A 17446-nucleotide genomic window follows, 5' to 3' on the forward strand; every position below is an offset into this window, starting at 1 on the left:
TCAGCGGCGGTCAGGCGCGGCGCTGGCGTGCAGTGATCAGCGAGTGGTTTCGCGGATGATTGCGTCGTGCCGTTGTTTGATCTGCGGTCGTAACGCGGTGCCCAGCCCCGGCCGGGTCGGTGCATGCGCATGACCTGCGCTGATCTCTGGCAGATCAGTGACCAGCTCGCCATACCAGGTCGACAACGACGCGCGTACCACCTCCTGCAACACAGCGGTCGGCGCGTGCAGGCCCAGATGAAGGCCGGCGAACAGCGCGACCGGGCCGGTGCAGTCATGGGGCGCGAGCGGCTTGTTATACACCTGGGCCAGCGCGGCAATCTTGCGCGCCTCGGTGAAACCGCCACACCACACCAGATCGAGCATCAGGTAATCCATGGAGCCTGCCGCGAGCAAGTCGCGATAGGCGACGCTGCCGCCCAGTGTCTCGCTGGCACAGATCGGCACCCGGGTGCGGTTTCGCAGGTCGGCCAGCGCCCGGGCATCGTCCATTTTACACAGCGGGTCTTCGACCCAGTACGGCTCGAACTCCTCCAGCGCCTGGCAGATGCGCAACGCGGCGCTGCTGTCCCAGAGACTGTGCAGCTCGCACATGATTTCGATGCGATCACCCACGGCCTGGCGGATCTGGCGGAAGGCCTCGACGCCTTGTTTGACCTCGGCCAGGCTGATGCTGTTGGCGCCGGCCTGACGGGCAAAGCGGTCGAACGGCCAGATTTTCATGGCCGTGTACCCCTCCTCCACCAGACTGACCGCCAGCGCGCCTGCATCGCGGGTAAACGCCAGTTGATCGTCGTAGGGGCCCTGGGCGCGATCGGCGCCAGTGATTTCCCGTCTGGCGCCTTGCTGTGTGTTGAATTCGTAACCGGCGCAGGTGTTGTAGACCCGGATCCGGTCGCGGCAGGCACCACCCAGGGCTTCATGGATGGGGATGCCATGGCGCTGGCCCTTGAGGTCCCAGAGCGCGATGTCGACTGCGCTGGCGGCACGAATCTCGGCGCTGGCGCTGTGATAACCGACATAGGGCGTGCTCAGCTCAAGGGAAATCGCCTCGATCTGACGCGAGTCCCGGCCGATCAGTCCCGGGGCGATGAGTTCATGCACCGCAGCTTCCACGGTGGCGGCGCCGCGAAAGGTTTCACCCAGCCCGATCAAGCCCTCGTCGGTCTCGATTTCCAGCCAGATCAGCTTGGGACGTTCAGGCAGGCGCAGCGTTCTCACACAGGTAATGGTCGACATTGTTTTTATCCTGGAATGGCAAACTGTTATTTGGTAGCGCTACCATTTGTCACTGAAACCTAACGTAATGCCCGTTCCGTGACAAGTTAATTCCGAGAAACGGTGAGATGAATCATAAATGTTAGCGCTATCAAGCGACGGCGTATCGGCTTGCCAGGAGCCAGGTCGTGGATGGATGGCGGATGGCCTTTGGCGCGCTGGCAGCGGGCTCTACGCTGATGACCTGCGAGCGCTGCCGGTGCTCATTGGCCGATGTCGTCCAGTCGGCGGGTACTCTCGCGCTGGACCAGGGAGAAGCCAATGTCTCTGGCGTCGCTCGCAGTGCCCTGCTCCTGCATGCGCTCAAGCAGCATCCGCGCTGCGCAATCCCCCATGAGAGCGCCGTCGATGCGCACTGTGGAAAGTGCCGGGAAGGTATGACTGGCAAAGTTCATGTCGCCAAAGCCCATCACGGCCACCTGCTGCGGCACCTGAATGCCGCGCGCGGCCGCTTCGGTGAGCACGCCGTGGGCGATGGTGTCGGAGGTGCAGACAATCATCAACGGCCCCTGCGTCGAGCGGCTGTCATCATCGAGCAGCACGCTCAATCCGCTGCGGCCGTGGGCCAGCGTCGGCAACCCGGTGAACACCTGCTGCGCGACGTTGCCGATGCCTTGTTCGGCCAAGGTCTGGATGAAGCTCTCGGCCCGCCGCAGGCCGCGCGGATCATTGACCGCCAGCAAGGCAAAGCGGCGATAACCCAGTGCCAGCAGGTGATGGGCGACTTCACGGCCGACCTGCTCATGGGAGAAACCCACCAGCATATCGATCGGTTCGGGGCTCAGGTCCCAGGTTTCGACCACAGGCACTCGCGAGGCCCGCAGGCGATTGCGGCTGGCCGGTGTGTGCAGGGTCCCGGTAAGGATGATGCCATCGGGGCGACGGCTGAGGATGACATCGAGCAGCTCCTGCTCCTGCTCGCTTTGATACCCCGAGATGCCCAGCAGGACCTGATAGCCCGAGCGTGTCAGGCACTCGTTGATGGCTTCGAAGGTGTCGGAAAAAATCGGATTGGTGACCATCGGCAGCACCACCGCGACCAGGCGGCTGCGGCTGGTGGCCAGTGAGCCGGCCAGGCGATTTTGCACATAACCGGTCTGGTCGATGGCGCGCTGCACCTTCAGCCGCGTTTCGCTGCGAACGCTGTCAGGTTGATTGAGGCAACGCGATACGGTCATCGGTGCGACGCCGGCCAGGCGTGCCACATCGCTCAAGGTCACACCACCACTGCCGCGGCCGTTGCTGTCTGGTTTTTTGCCCGTCATATCTGCCTGTTTTTCCGACTGTCTGGCTGACTATCAGGGCTGATCCTACCAGTCGCGCTGTCCTTGAAGCGAGCGCCCGACGCTGGTGGCTTGACCGCCCCTTGATCACCTGAGCGAGCCGGCGCTGTGGATGAAAAGCACAAATCGGCGTTCCTTGGCCGGTTCGTCATCGCCATCGGCGTGTTCCAGCACAAACCCGCAGCGATCCAGCACCTTCTGCGAGCCCAGGTTTGCCTGATAGGCATACGCAACCAGTTGTGTGAGTTTCCAGCGCACCCGGGCCTGCTCGATCATGTGCCTGAGCGCCAACGTAGCCAGGCCCTGCCCGCAGGCGTGCTGATCGATCCGGTAACCGACTTCGGCGCAAGCTGTGGCCGAATCGATGCTTTTCAGATTGGCGCGACCGACGATGGACCCGTCCGCGTCTTCAATGACCAGCGGGTGCCAGGCGCCGCTGGCAAAATCGGACAGATACCCTGCGATATGATCGGCCACCCCCTCTGGCGAATAGAACGACGTGGCGCGTGCGTCGATGTTGGCTTCGAACCAATGTCGGTTACGCACTTCGAACGCCAGCAGCGCTTCAGTGTCCGTACTTTTCAGCTCGCGAATGATGAATGACGTCATGGATCAGATTTCCAGGCCCTTGGATGGGGGTGATCATTCAGCACTATGGCGCCGGGTTCAACTGCCAAGTGGTGTCGCGGCTGACTTCCCCCGCGTTTGCAGATGTGCTTTTGATTCTGGCCGCGGGCGGCGGGACCCCAGCGTGGGGGTGAATACGCAGGACAAGTCATTATTGCAGCGCCTGTGCGGACGCTTTCGCCAGCAAGCTGGCTCCTACAGTTGTGTGGTCAATCGGGATGCCGGCGCGCTTGCCGATCTGCTTTTGATTCTGGCCGCGGGCGGTGGGAAATCGGGATGCCGCCGCGCTTGCAGATGTGCTTTTGATTCTCGCCGAAGGCCGTAGGAGCAAGCTTGCTCGCGATCTGGCGCGAAGCGGCAGCGAAATCCTGCCACTGCGGTGTGCCTGACGCCAGTCGGTGAGACATTCGACGTCAAAACCCTGTAGCAGTCCGGCTTGCCGGCGGCAGGCAAACGGTCAATGCAAGCGTTGGGTCAGCCTCGGATGTGGCAGCGGCAACGGGATGCAGAAGGCACGCCCCCTGTCTTCTCCCCATTTCAGCGCCAGGGTCATGCTTTGCTCGTGGCGATCGGGGTAATACTCCTCGATCACCATGGCGCCGGTTTTCGCATAAATGCCGATAAACAGCTGCACCACGCCCTGTCGCGAGGTGCGCACCTGGATATCAAGCTGGGTTCCGTCACAGGTGACGGTGTCCACGCACCGGCTGTGCAGCCTGCAATCGGCCCACTCCCAGAAAACTGCCTGTCGCTGTTTAGGGTGCATGATCAGTCGCCAAGGCGTGGAGATGACTCCCTTCTACACCTTCTTGAGCCCGGAAGGTGGGTTCTTGCGCAATATAGATCCAGCGACATTCCTGACACGGTTTTCCGGCCGCGCCCCAAGGCTCTGGCGCACGCGCCGTACGCTTTCGCGGGCGGTTATGTTCGCCAGCGCACAGACGAACCCCGCGAAAAATCCCCACACTCAAGGCTGCAAGACGACGTGCCACAAGGCGCTTCCCGGTGCTGGCGCTCGGCGTCGGCGCTTCCTAACATGCGCGCAATGGCAGTCGTGCGTTTCGGGCACAGGACTCTATGAACGGCATATGGACACGCATCCAGCGGGCGATTTCCCGCGCGCCCCGGTTTTTCCGAGCCGGACGATTTTCACAACCTCGATTCGAATACGAGCCGATTCTGCGCTCGGAGCTTTTCAGTGCCGATCAGATGGCCAGTCACGGCATTGCGCTGGCCGGTCAGCATCGCCTGACTGCGCTGTCTGCCCGCGATTCGATGCTGCGCAGGCTGGACGACAACGAAAGTCTGCTCAAACGCAGCTGCACCGCCCTGGCCCAGGCGCAACTGTCGACCCGACGCGCAACCCCTGCGGCCGAGTGGCTGCTGGACAATTTTTTCCTGATCGAAGACCACATTCGCACCGCCCGGACTCACCTGCCCAAAGGCTACAGCCGCGAGTTGCCACGCCTGAGCAACGGGGCATCGGCCGGGCTGCCACGGGTCTACGACATCGCCCTGGAAACCATTTCCCATGGCGACGGCCGGGTCGACGAACAAAGCCTGACGCGCTTTATTCTGGCCTATCAGACGGTGATGCCGCTGGCGTTGGGCGAGCTGTGGGCGATACCGATCATGCTGCGCCTGGCATTGATCGAAAACCTGCGGCGAGTCGCCTCCCGGGTCATGGCCAATGCCGATGATCGCAACCTGGCCGATGATTGGGCCGAGCGTCTGATCCTGACCTGTGAACAGGACATCAAGAGCGTGGTGCTGACCGTCGCCGACATGGCCCGCTCCGCCCCGCCGATGACCGCCGCCTTCGTGGCCGAATTCACCCGCCGTCTGCAGGGCCAGAGCGCGGCCCTGGCACTGCCGCTGAACTGGATCGAGCAGATGCTGGGCGAAACAGGCTCCAGTATCGAACGCCAGGTGCAACTCGATGCGCAGCAGCAGGCTGCCGATCAGGTGTCCATCGGCAACAGCATCGGCAGCCTGCGTCAGCTTTCGGCCACCGATTGGCGCGAATTCGTCGAGTCGATGAGCCACGTCGAGCAGATACTCAGCGAAGACCCTGCGGCGGTCTATCGGACCATGGATTTCAGCACCCGCGACAGCTATCGCCACGTCATTGAACGCCTGGCCCGACGCAGCCCGCAGCACTCGGAAATCCAGGTGGCACGGTTGGCCATCGAACTGGCCACGGCCCAGGCCGGCTCGGTCTCCTGTCAGGTGCTGGCGCGTCACGTCGGCTACTACCTGATCAGCGCCGGACTGCCGATCCTGGAACGGCAACTCAACGCCCGTGTGCCGCTGCATGAGCGCTGGAAACGTCTGTTACAGCACTCGCCGCTGCTGTTTTACCTGGCGCCGGCCGGTGTGCTGACGCTGGTTTTTGCCTGGCCCTTGCTGGCCTCGGCGCATCGCGACCGCGTGCCGGACATGGCCATCCTGCTGCTGGCGGTGCCCTGTCTGATCATGACCAGCCGACTGGCGCTGAGCCTGATCAACTGGCTGGTGACCTTCAGTCTGCTGCCCTCGGTGCTGCCGAAGATGGATTACGCCAACGGCATCCCGGACGACGCGCGCACTTTGGTGGTCATCCCGACGCTGATCGCCAACCTGGCGGATGTCGATGAACTGGTCGAAGGCCTTGAGGTGCGTTTTCTTGCCAACCGCGACAGCAACCTGTATTTCGCCTTGCTCTCCGATTTCCTCGATGCGCCGCAACAGACACAGGCGCAAGACGATGAGTTGATCGCCCAGGCGTCACGGGCCATTACCCTGCTCAACCGCAAATACGGCAAAGGCGTGGATGACCGGTTTTTCCTGTTGCACCGCCCGCGCCGCTGGAACCCGGGGGAACGGGCGTGGATGGGGCACGAGCGTAAACGCGGCAAGCTGACTGAACTCAATGCCTTGCTGCGCGGCATTGGCAGCGACCGCTTCAGCGCCATCGTCGGTGACATCACCCCGCTGAGCGCAGTGCGCTACGTCATCAGCCTGGACACCGATACGCTGCTGCCGCGCGATGTTGCTCGCCAGTGCGTGGCCGCGATGATGCACCCGCTGAACCGACCGCTATTCGACTCGCTGGGTGAACAGATCATTTCAGGCTACGCGGTACTGCAACCGCGCGTCGGCATCAGCCTGACCAGCGCCACGCGCTCGATCTACGCCCGGCTGATGGGCAGCGACGCCGGTGTCGATCCGTATACCCGGGCGGTGTCGGACGTCTATCAGGATCTGTTCCAGCAGGGCTCTTTCATTGGCAAGGGCATTTATGACGTCGATGCGTTCACCTGCGCGCTGGAGGGCTGCCTGCCGGATAACCAGATCCTCAGCCACGACCTGATCGAGGGTTGCTACGCACGATCCGGCCTGCTCAGCGATGTGCAACTGTACGAGCAATACCCGTCGCGCTATGGGGCGGACGTCAAGCGCCGGCACCGCTGGATTCGCGGCGACTGGCAACTGCTGCCCTGGTTGTCACCCTGGGCGCGCAACGCCAGCGGCGAATGGGCGCGCAACCGGCTCAGCGTCATGGCGCGCTGGAAGATTCTCGACAACCTGCGACGCAGCCTTGAACCCTTGGCGACCCTGATGATGTTCGCCTGGGCCTGGTTTGCCAGCAGCCAGCCGCTGGGCTGGACCCTGACCGTCGTGGGGCTGCTGGTGATCCAGCCGTTGCTGCGTGCGCTGACCGAGCTGATGCAACCGCCTGCCGGCGTGCCCTATTGGCAATACCTCAAGGCGCTGCTGGACGATCTGGGCCAGGACCTGGCCCGCGCCTGCCTGACCCTGGCCTGGCTGCCGTTCGAGATGTTCTACAGCGCCGATGCCATCCTGCGCTCACTGTGGCGCGTCGGCTTCAGTCGACGCCTGCTGTTGCAATGGCAGCCTTCGCGAGAGGTGGAACGCAACACCGGCAACACGCTGTCGGGGCTGTATCGACAAATGTGGGTCGCGCCGCTGGCGTCGGCGATTGTGATCGTGTTGCTGGCGGACGACCCCTTGACACTGGCCATTGCCAGTCCGCTCTGGCTGGCGTGGCTTGCCGGGCCCTGGCTTGCCTGGCGGCTGAGTTCGGCGCCGGAGCAGTCAGTGTTCACTCCCGGCGTTGAAGAACTGCGCTTTCTGCGGGTGCTGGCGCGCAAGACCTGGGCTTTTTTCGATCAGTACGTCGGCCCGCAAGATAACTGGCTGCCACCGGACAACGTGCAGGAAGAGCCAAAGCACGCCGTTGCCCATCGCACTTCGCCGACCAACATGGGCATGTCCTTGCTGGCCCATCTGGCCGCACATGACTTCGGCTATCTGAGCACCGAGCGCCTGCTGGCCAGGCTTTCGGCCTCGCTTGACAGCATGAACGGGCTGGAACGTCATCGGCAGCATTTCTATAACTGGTACGACACCCAGACCCGCGAGCCGCTGCGACCGCACTACGTCTCGACCGTCGACAGCGGCAATCTGGTCGGCTTGTTACTGACCCTGCGCGCAGGGCTCGCACAGCTGGCGGACGCGCCGATGTTCGGGCCGATATTGATCGAGGGGCTGCGCGACACCCTGGACACCCTGGCTCAGGCCCAGAGCGCGGCCGGCATGGATCAATATGCACTCAACCAACTGCGCAAGGGCCTGGACCAGGCGGCGCACGTGCAGGACACCGACGCGTTGGCTGATTTGCTGCATACCGCCCGAGTCATGGTCTCGAGCGCACAACTGGGCAGTGATGAAGAGAGCCTCTACTGGCGCGATGCATTCACCCGCCAGTGCATCGACTGGACCGAAGAGCTGCTGCGCTTCCGCCTGCCGGCCGCGCTCAGCGGGACACCTCCGATGCCCTGCACCTTGCGCCAGTTGGCCTGGCTGAACCCCGATGACTGGGCCGCAGAGCACCATCATCAGCTTGAACAGATGCGTGCCTTGGCCCGCGAACGCCTGCATACCCTCGAGCGCCTGGCGCTGCTGGCCAGTTCCATGGCACAAATGGACTTCTCCCTGCTCTACGACAGCCAGCGTGACCTGTTCGTCATCGGCTACAACGCCCAGGAGCGGCGCTTGGACAGCGGTTACTACGACCTGCTGGCGTCCGAAGTGCGGCTGACCAATTACGTGGTCATCGCCCAGGGCCAGATCCCTCAGCGCGCCTGGTTCACCCTGGGCAGGCTGCTGGGGGAAAATGCCGGCGTGCCGACCTTGCTGTCCTGGTCCGGCTCGATGTTCGAATACCTGATGCCCATGCTGGTGATGCCCAACTACGACGGCAGCCTGCTGGACCAGACCTGTCGCGCGGCGGTCGCGGTGCAGATCGACCATGGCAACACGCTGGGCATTCCCTGGGGCGTCTCGGAATCTGGCTATTACACCCTGGACGCCCATTTCAATTATCAGTACCGCGCCTTTGGCGTGCAGGGTCTGGGGCTCAAGCGCGGGCTGAGCGATGACATCGTGATTGCGCCCTATGCCAGCGCGCTGGCCTTGATGGTCGATGCCGATGCTGCCTGCAAGAACCTGCAACGGCTGGCGCTGCAGGGTTCGGAGGGTCGTTTTGGCCTGTATGAAGCGGTGGACTACACCGAGGCCCGGTTACCTCGCGGGCAGCGCTTTGCGGTGGTGCAGTCGTTCATGGCTCACCATCAGGGCATGAGCCTGCTGGCCGTCACCAGCCTGCTGCTTGACCGCCCCATGCAGCGACGTTTCGAAGCTGATCCGTCGCTGCAATCGGCCCTGCTGCTGTTGCAGGAGCGCGTACCCAAGGCCGCTGCGCCATACCTGCAAACCGCGCAATCGCCGGTGCTGGGCGACGGCGGCCAGGACCCGGGGCTTCGGGTGTTCGCCGATCCGGGGCGCAAGCGTGCGGCCGTGCAGCTGCTGTCCAATGGTCGCTATCACGTCATGCTCACCAGCGCAGGCGGTGGCTACAGCCGCCGCAACGACATGGCGGTGACACGTTGGCAGGAGGACATCACCCAGGACAACTGGGGCATGTTCTGTTATTTGCGCGATACCGAAACCGGCAGTTTCTGGTCGGCGACCCATCAGCCGACGCTGCAACGGCCAGAAAGCCACGAGGCGATTTTCAGCGACTCACGGGCAGAATTCCGGGCCCGCAACCTCGACTTCGATACCCACCTGGAGGTGGTCGTCTCGCCGGAGGACGACATCGAGCTGCGGCGCCTGCACGTCACCAATCGGGCGCCATCGGCCAAGACGCTGGAGATCACCACCTACGCCGAGGTGGTGCTGACCTCACCCGGCAACGATGCCATGCACCCGGCGTTCAGCAAGCTGTTCGTGCAGACCGAACTGCTGCCCGCGCTGCAGGCCATCGTTTGCAGCCGCAGGCCGCGTGCCGTTGATGAACCTACGCCGTGGCTGTGCCATCTGCTGGCCGCGCACGGGGTGGATATCGATGCCATTTCATACGAAACCGATCGCAATCGCTTCATTGGCCGGGGCCGCAGCCTGGTGGCGCCCATCGCACTGGATGGCGACTGCGAGCGTCTGTCGGGCAGCGCCGGGCCGGTGCTTGATCCGGTGGTTGCGATCCGCTGCCGGATCACCTTGCAGCCCGGCCAGCAAGCCACCATCGACCTGGTCACCGGGGTCGCTGACAGCCGCCAGGATTGCCTGTCGCTGATCAATAAATACCGTGACCGGCACCTGGCCGACCGGGTCTTCGATTTGTCATGGACCCACAGCCAGGTGTTGCTGCGCCAGCTCAATGCGTCGGTCGCCGACGCCCGCCTGTTCGAGCAGATGGCCTCCTCGCTGTTGTACGCCAACACCTCGCTGCGCGCCGACAGCGCCGTGCTGATCGCCAACCGGCGCAACCAGTCGGGGCTATGGGGGCAGTCCATCTCCGGCGATCTGCCGATCGTCCTGTTGCAGATTTCCAGCCTGGACAACATCGAACTGGTGCGCCAGTTGATCCAGGCGCACGCCTACTGGCGGCAGAAGGGCCTGGTGGTCGATCTGTTGATCTGGAACGAGGATCAGGCCGGCTATCGTCAGCAACTGCAAGACGCAATCATGGGCCTGATCACCTCCGGCAGCGAAGCCACCCTGATGGATCGTCCAGGGGGCATTTTCGTGCGTCCGGCGCAGCAGCTGTCCAACGAGGACCGTGTGCTGATCCTGTCGGTGGCCAGGCTGGTGCTCAGTGAAGGCTTTGGCACCCTGGCCGAGCAGGTCCACCGGCGCCGGGTCTCCACCGCACATCCGCCATTCGTCGCGAGTCGCCCCTACCTGCCAGCGCCAGCCCGGCCACAGCCGAACAGCGCAGCGCTGCTGCTGGGCAACGCTTACGGCGGTTTCAACGCCGATGGCAGCGAATACCTCATCCATGCGCAAGCCGGCCAACCCACCCCCACGCCATGGGTCAACGTGCTGGCCAACGCCCAGTTCGGCAGCGTGGTCTCGGAAACCGGCGGCGCCTACTCCTGGGCCGAAAATGCCCATGAGTTTCGCCTGACCCCCTGGCACAACGATCCGGTCACCGATCGCAGTGGCGAGGCCATCTATCTGCGCGATGAAGAGACCGGGCACTTCTGGTCCGCCGCGCCGCAGCCCTGCCCTGGCGCGGGTCCGTACCTGACCCGCCACGGCTTTGGCTACAGCGTGTTCGAACATCAGGAGGACGGCATCCACAGCGAACTGTGGATCTACGTGGCATTGGACGCACCGATCAAGTTCTCGCGCCTGGTGTTGAGCAACCGCTCCGGGCGCCCTCGCTCACTGTCGGTCACCGGCTACGTCGAATGGGTGCTGGGCGATCTGCGCAGCAAGTCGGCGATGCATGTGGTCACCCAGTCGGATCCGGTCAGCGGCGCGCTGTTTGCGCGCAATGCCTACTCGGTGGAGTTTTCCGAACGGGTGGCATTCTTCGACACCGACACCCTGGATCACAGTATCAGCGGCGACCGCACCGAATTCATTGGCCGCAGCGGCACATTGGCGTCGCCGGCCGCAATGCGCCATGCCGGGTTGTCCGGGCGCATAGGCGGCGGCCTGGACCCTTGCGCCGCGTTGCAAGTGGCGGTTGAACTCAGCGATGGCCAGAGTCAGGAGGTCATTCTGCGCCTGGGTGCGCACACGTCGACCCAGGCCGCGACGCAGCTGGTCCAGCGTTTCAGAGGCACTCAGGCGGCAGCGATGGAATTGCAGAGGGTGCGCGAGCACTGGCGATCCCTGCTCGGGGTGATCCGTATCCAGACCCCTGCCCCGGCGGTCGACGTCATGGTCAATGGCTGGCTGATGTATCAGGTCATTGCCTGCCGTTTCCAGGCGCGCAGCGGCTATTACCAGTCCGGCGGTGCCATCGGCTTTCGTGATCAGTTGCAAGACAGCATGGCCATGGTTCACGCCGACCCGGAGGCGGTGCGCGCGCATCTGTTGCTCTGCGCCAGCCGGCAGTACGCCGAAGGCGATGTACAGCACTGGTGGCATCCACCGATGAACCGCGGGGTGCGCACCGCCTGCTCGGACGACTTCCTGTGGCTGGTGGCTGCCACCAGCCGCTACGTCGAGATCACTGCAGATGTGGCGGTGCTCGATGAAGCGGCGGGGTATCTGGAAGGCCGTGCCCTGGCCACGGGTGAAGAATCCTATTACGACCTGCCAGCAACCTCGCACCTGCGCGAGACGCTATACCAGCATTGCGTGCGGGCCATCGAGCACAGCATGCGACGCGGTCAGCACGGGCTGCCGCTGATGGGCAGCGGCGACTGGAACGACGGCATGAACCGGGTCGGCCATCTGGGCACCGGGGAAAGCGTGTGGCTGGGGTTCTTCAGCTATCAGGTGCTGGAGCAGTTTGCGCGGACCGCCCGCCTGCACGGCGATCACGCGTTCTCCCGGCGTTGCAGCGACAACGCGCAGGCGCTGCGCGGCAGCCTTGAGCGCAATGCCTGGGATGGCGCCTGGTATCGACGCGCCTGGTTCGATGACGGCCAGTTGCTGGGCTCGGCAAGCAACGAAGAATGCCGCATCGACTCCATCGCGCAAAGCTGGTCGGTGCTGTCCGGGGCCGGATCGGCGGCACGCCAGGTCCAGGCCATGCAATCACTGGACGCGTATCTGATCAAACGCGATATCCGCGCGGTGCTACTGCTTGATCCGCCCTTCGACAAGGGTGTCCTGGACCCTGGGTATATCAAGGGCTATGTGCCGGGCGTACGCGAGAACGGCGGTCAGTACACCCACGCTGCGGTCTGGGCCGGCATGGCCTATGCCCGATTGGGTGACGTCGCCAAGGCCTGGGAGGTGCTGCACCTGATCAATCCTGCCGACCCCGCCAACAACGCACGGATCGACACCTACAAGGTCGAGCCTTATGTGATGGCGGCCGATGTCTATGGCACGGCGCCGCATGCAGGACGCGGTGGCTGGACCTGGTACACCGGCTCCGCTGGCTGGATGTACCGCTTGATCGTCGAGTCGCTGCTGGGCGTGCAACGCAGCGGCCAGACGCTGACGATAGAGCCGCTGATGCCGGCCGACTGGCCGGGTTTCACGCTGCATTACCACCTGGGCAAGAGCCTTTACCACTTCGATGTGCGCCAGGGCAGTTCGGCCGTCACCTCCCTGACCGTGGACGGCCACCCCTTGAGCGGCAATGCCGTGCACCTTGACGACGATGGGGCCGAGCATTGGGTGCAGGTGGACTGCGGCGCCCGGGCACCGCGACCCCGGGCGCTGGAATTTGCACCTGCTGTCGATAAATAGCGATCACTCCCCGGACCTGGCGTGCACAGGAGTACGCTGAGCCGGTCACTCCTCTGCCGCCAGGTGCACCGTCATGCAAGCCTCACCCCAGCCAAGCGACAACCATCTGCTGGCGGCGCTCCCGGCCGATGACCTGCGGCGCCTGACGCCGCACCTGGAGCAAGTCAGCCTGGCGCTGGGCGATGTGCTCTATGAGCCAGGAGACACCCTGCGCCACGTGTACTTTCCCACCGACGTCATCGTTTCCCTGCTGCATGTCACGGAAAACGGCTCCTCGGCAGAAATCGCCGTGGTCGGCAACGAAGGGCTGATCGGCATCGCGCTGTTCATGGGCGGAGAAAGCACCTCCAGCCGGGCGGTGGTGCAGAGTGCCGGGGTTGCCTTCCGCCTGCCGGGGCAGAGGCTCAAGACCGAGTTCAACCGCCACGGCGACCTGCTGTTGCTGATGCTGCGCTACACCCAGGCGCTGATCACGCAGATGTCGCAGACCGCGCTGTGCAACCGGCATCACACCATCGATCAACAACTGTGCCGCTGGCTGCTGTTGTCGCTTGACCGACTGCACGGCAACAAGCTGAACATGACTCAGGAGCTGATCGCCAACATGCTCGGGGTGCGCCGCGAAGGCGTGACCGAAGCGGCCGGCAAGCTGCAACGCCAGGGCGTGATCGAGTACAGCCGTGGGCAGATCACGGTGCTCGACCGGCCGCGTCTGGAGCGCCTCAGCTGCGAGTGCTACCTGGTGGTCAAGACCGAGACCGACCGCCTGCTGCACTACACACGGCGTCAGGATGAATAACGGCGGCGCGTTTACGATCGCCACCGCCGGCAAGCCGGACTGCTACAGGGGTCGTGTGATTGCCGATATTCGGCATCCCGCAGGCGATTGTCTGTTTGCCGATATTCAGCGCGCCGCGGGGGATTTGTGTCTGTCGATTTGCGGTGCGCCCCGGCATCTGTAGCAGCAGGGCTTGCCGACGGTGGCTTTATCGCAGGCAATAAAAAACCCGCCTGAGCGGGTTCTTTTCTATCAACGCCATTCCAACATCCTGTCAGCAGCCTTCCGGGCCATGGCAGATCATCCGTGATCCCCGAAGCACTTCCTGCGCTTCGTTCGATGGATCCAATATATGACGTCGGCGGCAGTCCGTATACGGCCAGTTCGCTCCACGGCGTGTAAGCCTTTGGCTATACCGGCCGGCGTGCATCGCACGATCGGGATGCGCGGGTGCGTCTACATCGGCGCCCCGGATGACCGTCAGTCACCCAGGCCGAACAACGGCTCAGAGACAAATTCCAAGCTACATGCACGGCACAACGCTGGGCCAGGAGGTTGTCATGAAATCAGAGACCAGGCTTCAAGGCGGTATGGGTGGCGATGACCCGCTGCCATCGACTCCCGATCCACTCTCCCCCGGACGTACCGACGTCAACCCGAGCGACGCTCCAGGGGTCGATGAGCTTCCGGATAACGAGGGAGAAATCCCTCTCGAGACCGATGACGAGGCGCCTGTACAGCAGGAAATGACAGACGTCGACGTCGACAATGCCGAGTTTGATGACCAGCCCAATCCCCGCTAGGGTGCGCAACAGGCCCTGCTCTGGCGGGGCCGTTACCACGGGCTATCTTTACATCGACCATTGCCCCGCCGGAGGATTCATGAGCAAGGCAAGCGAGCGACATATCATCGGCATCGCATCACAATTGCGCACCCTTCGCAAAGCGGTGGAAGAGTTGGAGCAGATCGAGCTTGCGCAGGTCAGTACGCTCAAGGGCCAACAGACGGTCGACTCGCGGCAATCGCTGTCGCAGTGCTTTGCTGAGCTGCAGACCTCGATTGTCAGCATGGAGGACACCCTCGCCACGGTGGCCGAAGCCACCGGGGATATCGCCAAGCTGTAGAGATTTTCAGCCCCGTTGGCCATTCCAGCCGATCAGGGGTGGCGACAGCCTGAGGGTTATTTTTTCGAACTGCCGGGCAACACCGCACTGAGCACTTGTTTGGCGGTTTGCACGATCACCCCCGCCTCATCAGGATCGCCCTGAAGCAAGGTGGAGGCGAACTTCTTCGCCTGCTCCAGCTTGATGTGCGGTGGAAGTGGCGGTACATCGGGATCGGTCTTGAATTCGATCAGCACCGGCACATCGGACGCCAAAGCCTGTTCCCAGGCAGCCGCGACCTGATCCTCGCGATCGACGAAGATGCCCTTCAAACCGATGGAAATCGCAAACAGGTGATAGGGCACGTCGGGGATATTCTGCGAGGCCTCGAACTTCGGATCGCCCTCCATCACCCGCTGCTCCCAGGTGACCTGATTAAGGTCCTCGTTGTTGAAGACGGCGCAGATCCATTTCGGGCTTTGCCATTGCCGCCAGTATTTGGCGACGGTGATCAGCTCGGCCATGTTGTTCATCTGCATCGCGCCATCACCGACCAGGGCAATCACCGGCCGCTGCGGGAAAGCGAACTTGGCGGCGATGGCGTAAGGCACCGCGGCGCCCATCGAGGCCAGTCCACCGGAGAGCGAGCATTTCATCCCCGGACGGATTTTCAGATCCCGCGCGTACCAGTTGGCGCACGAGCCGGAGTCACTGGTGATGATCGATGCGTCAGGCAGCCGCGGTGAAAGCTCGTGGACCACCCGCTGCGGGTTGATCGGATCGGCTTTGACCAAGGCGCGCCTGGTCAGCGTCTTGTCCCAGGTCGCCCGCCAGCCTTCGACCTTCTTGCGCCATTTGCGCTGGGTTTTATGCTCAAGCAACGGCGCAAGCGCTGCGAGGGTTTCGGCCGCATCACCGACCAGATTGACTTCCATCGGGTAGCGCAGGCTGAGCATGTCGGGTTGCAGGTCGATTTGTACGCCGCGCGCCTGACCCTCCTTGGGCAGGAATTCCGAATACGGGAACCCGGAGCCGATCATCAGCAAGGTGTCGCACTCGGTCATCAGCTTGTAGCTGGGCTCGGTGCCGAGCAATCCGATGCTGCCAGTGACCCACGGCAGCTCGTCGGACAGCACCGCTTTACCGAGCAGGGCCTTGGCCACCCCTGCCCCAAGCTTTTCGGCGACTTCGATCACCTGATCGGTCGCGCCCAAGGCGCCAGCGCCGACCAGTATCGCGACTTTTTCGCCCGCGTTGAGGACATCGGCGGCCCGTTGCAGGTCAGCCTCGTACGGCAGCACTTTGGGTTTGCTGTAACCGACGCCCGAATGCACCGTGCCATGGGCCCGGGCTGGCGCCTTGTATTCGGCTTCCTGCAGATCGTTAGGCAGAATGATTGCCGTCACCCGACGCTCGCCGACGGCGGTGCGAACCGCCCGGTCAATCAGATGACGCACTTGTGCAGGGGCTGAAGCTTGCTGGACAAACGCACCGGCCACGTCCTTGAACATCGAAACCAGGTCCAGTTCCTGCTGGTAATGACCGCCCAAGGCGTTGCGCGCCTGTTGCCCGACGATGGCCAATACCGGCATATGGTCCATGCGCGCATCGTAGAGTCCGGTGATCAAGTGTGAAGCGCCAGGCCCGGAGGTGGCGATGCAGACACCCAGCTCGCCGGTGAATTTGGCGTGGGCAGAGGCCATGAAAGCGGCCATTTCCTCGTGCCGGGCCTGGACGAACTCAATCTTGCCGTCAGCCCGGGCGAGCGCACCGAACACGCTGTTGATGCCGTCCCCCGGGTAGCCGAAAATCCGCGTGACGCCCCATTCACTCAGTCGCTCGACCAGAAAGTCCCCTACTGTCTTCATCATCCAGATCCTCGCGTTTGCCAGTTCGCAGTACGTTCTCAAGGCACGTTCGCGGTGCTTGAGGTGTTACGTCTGGACAGTAGAGGCAACTTCGAAGTTTCGACTGATTGAGGAGCCGCCGCCCCGGCAAACGGCGAACTGACGGCCGATTGAATCGGCAACGGGCTTCACGGATGCAGCAGACCGTCCACAGAATCGATGCTTGGCACCATGGACGCGGCGCGCTGACTCATCAGATAGGCGCGCGCCTTGGGGATATCGAAGATCTGACCTTGATCCATGAGCGCCAGCACCAGCGAATCGGGGATTCGATAGTGGCCGCACTCACCGCATTTCCTTTCTTCCCAGTTGCCAGAGCAAACCACCCGCTCTGCTGGCCCGGCACATATCAGGCAACTCATGGCACAACTCCCTTTTTATTATTCGTTACGGTCGACCGGCACTGGCGTGCGAAATTCCTTTGCTGCGGCGCCTGAGTGACAGACAGCCCATCACCACCCGGCGCCTGGCTCACCCGGCACATGGCTGAAGGCGACCCGTCTGGCACTCCCATTCGCGAGTGTGTTTCTCTTCGATCACGTGGCTGTACGCCGCGTCAGCATACTCGAGCATGTCCTGCAGTTCCTGTGCATCGATCACACCAAGCCTGGCCAGGGCCATCGCATGACCCACCAACTCGCCACTCCACTGGTCGATGGCCAGTTCTCTGCGTCCCTCGTGATTGAGCAGGATGTTCCATAGCTCAAGCTCCCGGTTCTTGATGTCTTGACTGTTCAATCCGT

At 63.1% G+C, this 17446-nt stretch carries 11 protein-coding genes; 4 read left to right on the top strand and 7 right to left on the bottom strand.

All coding sequences use genetic code 11. From position 1 onward, the window contains the following. Positions 1 to 36: 36 nt before the first annotated feature. The 4 genes from ACI2KS_RS12310 to ACI2KS_RS12325 all read right to left on the bottom strand — a co-directional run bounded on the left by ACI2KS_RS12310 (position 37) and on the right by ACI2KS_RS12325 (position 3888). Positions 37 to 1239: a mandelate racemase/muconate lactonizing enzyme family protein gene (locus ACI2KS_RS12310; protein WP_404620463.1), complete on the bottom strand. Its 1203-nt coding sequence runs from the start codon at positions 1237 to 1239 to the stop codon at positions 37 to 39. Positions 1240 to 1481: 242 nt separating this feature from the next. Further along, positions 1482 to 2543, bottom strand: a complete 1062-nt coding sequence (locus ACI2KS_RS12315; protein ID WP_404620465.1) for a LacI family DNA-binding transcriptional regulator — start codon at positions 2541 to 2543, stop codon at positions 1482 to 1484. A 105-nt stretch (positions 2544 to 2648) separates the two neighbouring features. Continuing rightward, the gene (locus ACI2KS_RS12320) at positions 2649 to 3170 is read right to left on the bottom strand and encodes a GNAT family N-acetyltransferase (RefSeq protein ID WP_404620467.1); all 522 of its coding nucleotides are present in this window, start codon (positions 3168 to 3170) and stop codon (positions 2649 to 2651) included. A gap of 475 nt (positions 3171 to 3645) precedes the next feature. Then, the gene (locus ACI2KS_RS12325; protein WP_404620469.1) at positions 3646 to 3888 is read right to left on the bottom strand and encodes a hypothetical protein; all 243 of its coding nucleotides are present in this window, start codon (positions 3886 to 3888) and stop codon (positions 3646 to 3648) included. Positions 3889 to 4265: 377 nt separating this feature from the next. Between ACI2KS_RS12325 and ACI2KS_RS12330 the strand changes: the two genes are divergently transcribed. From ACI2KS_RS12330 to ACI2KS_RS12345, 4 genes are all read left to right on the top strand, one after another. Beyond that, positions 4266 to 12914 carry a GH36-type glycosyl hydrolase domain-containing protein gene (locus tag ACI2KS_RS12330; RefSeq protein ID WP_404620471.1) on the top strand — a complete coding sequence of 2883 codons (8649 nt, stop codon included), beginning with the start codon at positions 4266 to 4268 and terminating at the stop codon, positions 12912 to 12914. A gap of 73 nt (positions 12915 to 12987) precedes the next feature. Further along, complete coding sequence (locus ACI2KS_RS12335) at positions 12988 to 13713, top strand: Crp/Fnr family transcriptional regulator (protein WP_404620472.1); 726 nt, start codon at positions 12988 to 12990, stop codon at positions 13711 to 13713. 539 nt (positions 13714 to 14252) lie between these two features. Beyond that, positions 14253 to 14495, top strand: a complete 243-nt coding sequence (locus ACI2KS_RS12340; RefSeq protein ID WP_404620474.1) for a hypothetical protein — start codon at positions 14253 to 14255, stop codon at positions 14493 to 14495. Between the two features lie 79 nt (positions 14496 to 14574). Further along, entirely contained in the window at positions 14575 to 14817 is a 243-nt protein-coding gene (locus tag ACI2KS_RS12345) for a hypothetical protein (RefSeq protein ID WP_404620476.1), read from the top strand. 56 nt (positions 14818 to 14873) lie between these two features. On the opposite strand, the gene ACI2KS_RS12350 is transcribed toward ACI2KS_RS12345, so the two are convergent. The 3 genes from ACI2KS_RS12350 to ACI2KS_RS12360 all read right to left on the bottom strand — a co-directional run bounded on the left by ACI2KS_RS12350 (position 14874) and on the right by ACI2KS_RS12360 (position 17441). Further along, positions 14874 to 16667 carry a thiamine pyrophosphate-requiring protein gene (locus tag ACI2KS_RS12350; protein ID WP_404620478.1) on the bottom strand — a complete coding sequence of 598 codons (1794 nt, stop codon included), beginning with the start codon at positions 16665 to 16667 and terminating at the stop codon, positions 14874 to 14876. 164 nt (positions 16668 to 16831) lie between these two features. After that, positions 16832 to 17065: a hypothetical protein gene (locus ACI2KS_RS12355; protein ID WP_404620479.1), complete on the bottom strand. Its 234-nt coding sequence runs from the start codon at positions 17063 to 17065 to the stop codon at positions 16832 to 16834. Between the two features lie 109 nt (positions 17066 to 17174). Continuing rightward, entirely contained in the window at positions 17175 to 17441 is a 267-nt protein-coding gene (locus ACI2KS_RS12360) for a hypothetical protein (RefSeq protein ID WP_404620481.1), read from the bottom strand. Between the last annotated feature and the right edge of the window lie 5 nt (positions 17442 to 17446).

The sequence above is a fragment of the Pseudomonas sp. NPDC087358 genome (assembly GCF_044900785.1).
Taxonomy (GTDB): Bacteria; Pseudomonadota; Gammaproteobacteria; order Pseudomonadales; family Pseudomonadaceae; genus Aquipseudomonas.

Coding starts and splice junctions, on each gene's coding strand:
- ACI2KS_RS12355 (WP_404620479.1), bottom strand. CDS start 17,065: ATGAGTTGCCTGATATGTGCCGGGCCAGCAGAGCGGGTGGTTTGCTCT.
- ACI2KS_RS12345 (WP_404620476.1), top strand. CDS start 14,575: ATGAGCAAGGCAAGCGAGCGACATATCATCGGCATCGCATCACAATTG.
- ACI2KS_RS12310 (WP_404620463.1), bottom strand. CDS start 1,239: ATGTCGACCATTACCTGTGTGAGAACGCTGCGCCTGCCTGAACGTCCC.
- ACI2KS_RS12335 (WP_404620472.1), top strand. CDS start 12,988: ATGCAAGCCTCACCCCAGCCAAGCGACAACCATCTGCTGGCGGCGCTC.
- ACI2KS_RS12320 (WP_404620467.1), bottom strand. CDS start 3,170: ATGACGTCATTCATCATTCGCGAGCTGAAAAGTACGGACACTGAAGCG.
- ACI2KS_RS12350 (WP_404620478.1), bottom strand. CDS start 16,667: ATGATGAAGACAGTAGGGGACTTTCTGGTCGAGCGACTGAGTGAATGG.
- ACI2KS_RS12315 (WP_404620465.1), bottom strand. CDS start 2,543: ATGACGGGCAAAAAACCAGACAGCAACGGCCGCGGCAGTGGTGGTGTG.
- ACI2KS_RS12340 (WP_404620474.1), top strand. CDS start 14,253: ATGAAATCAGAGACCAGGCTTCAAGGCGGTATGGGTGGCGATGACCCG.
- ACI2KS_RS12330 (WP_404620471.1), top strand. CDS start 4,266: ATGAACGGCATATGGACACGCATCCAGCGGGCGATTTCCCGCGCGCCC.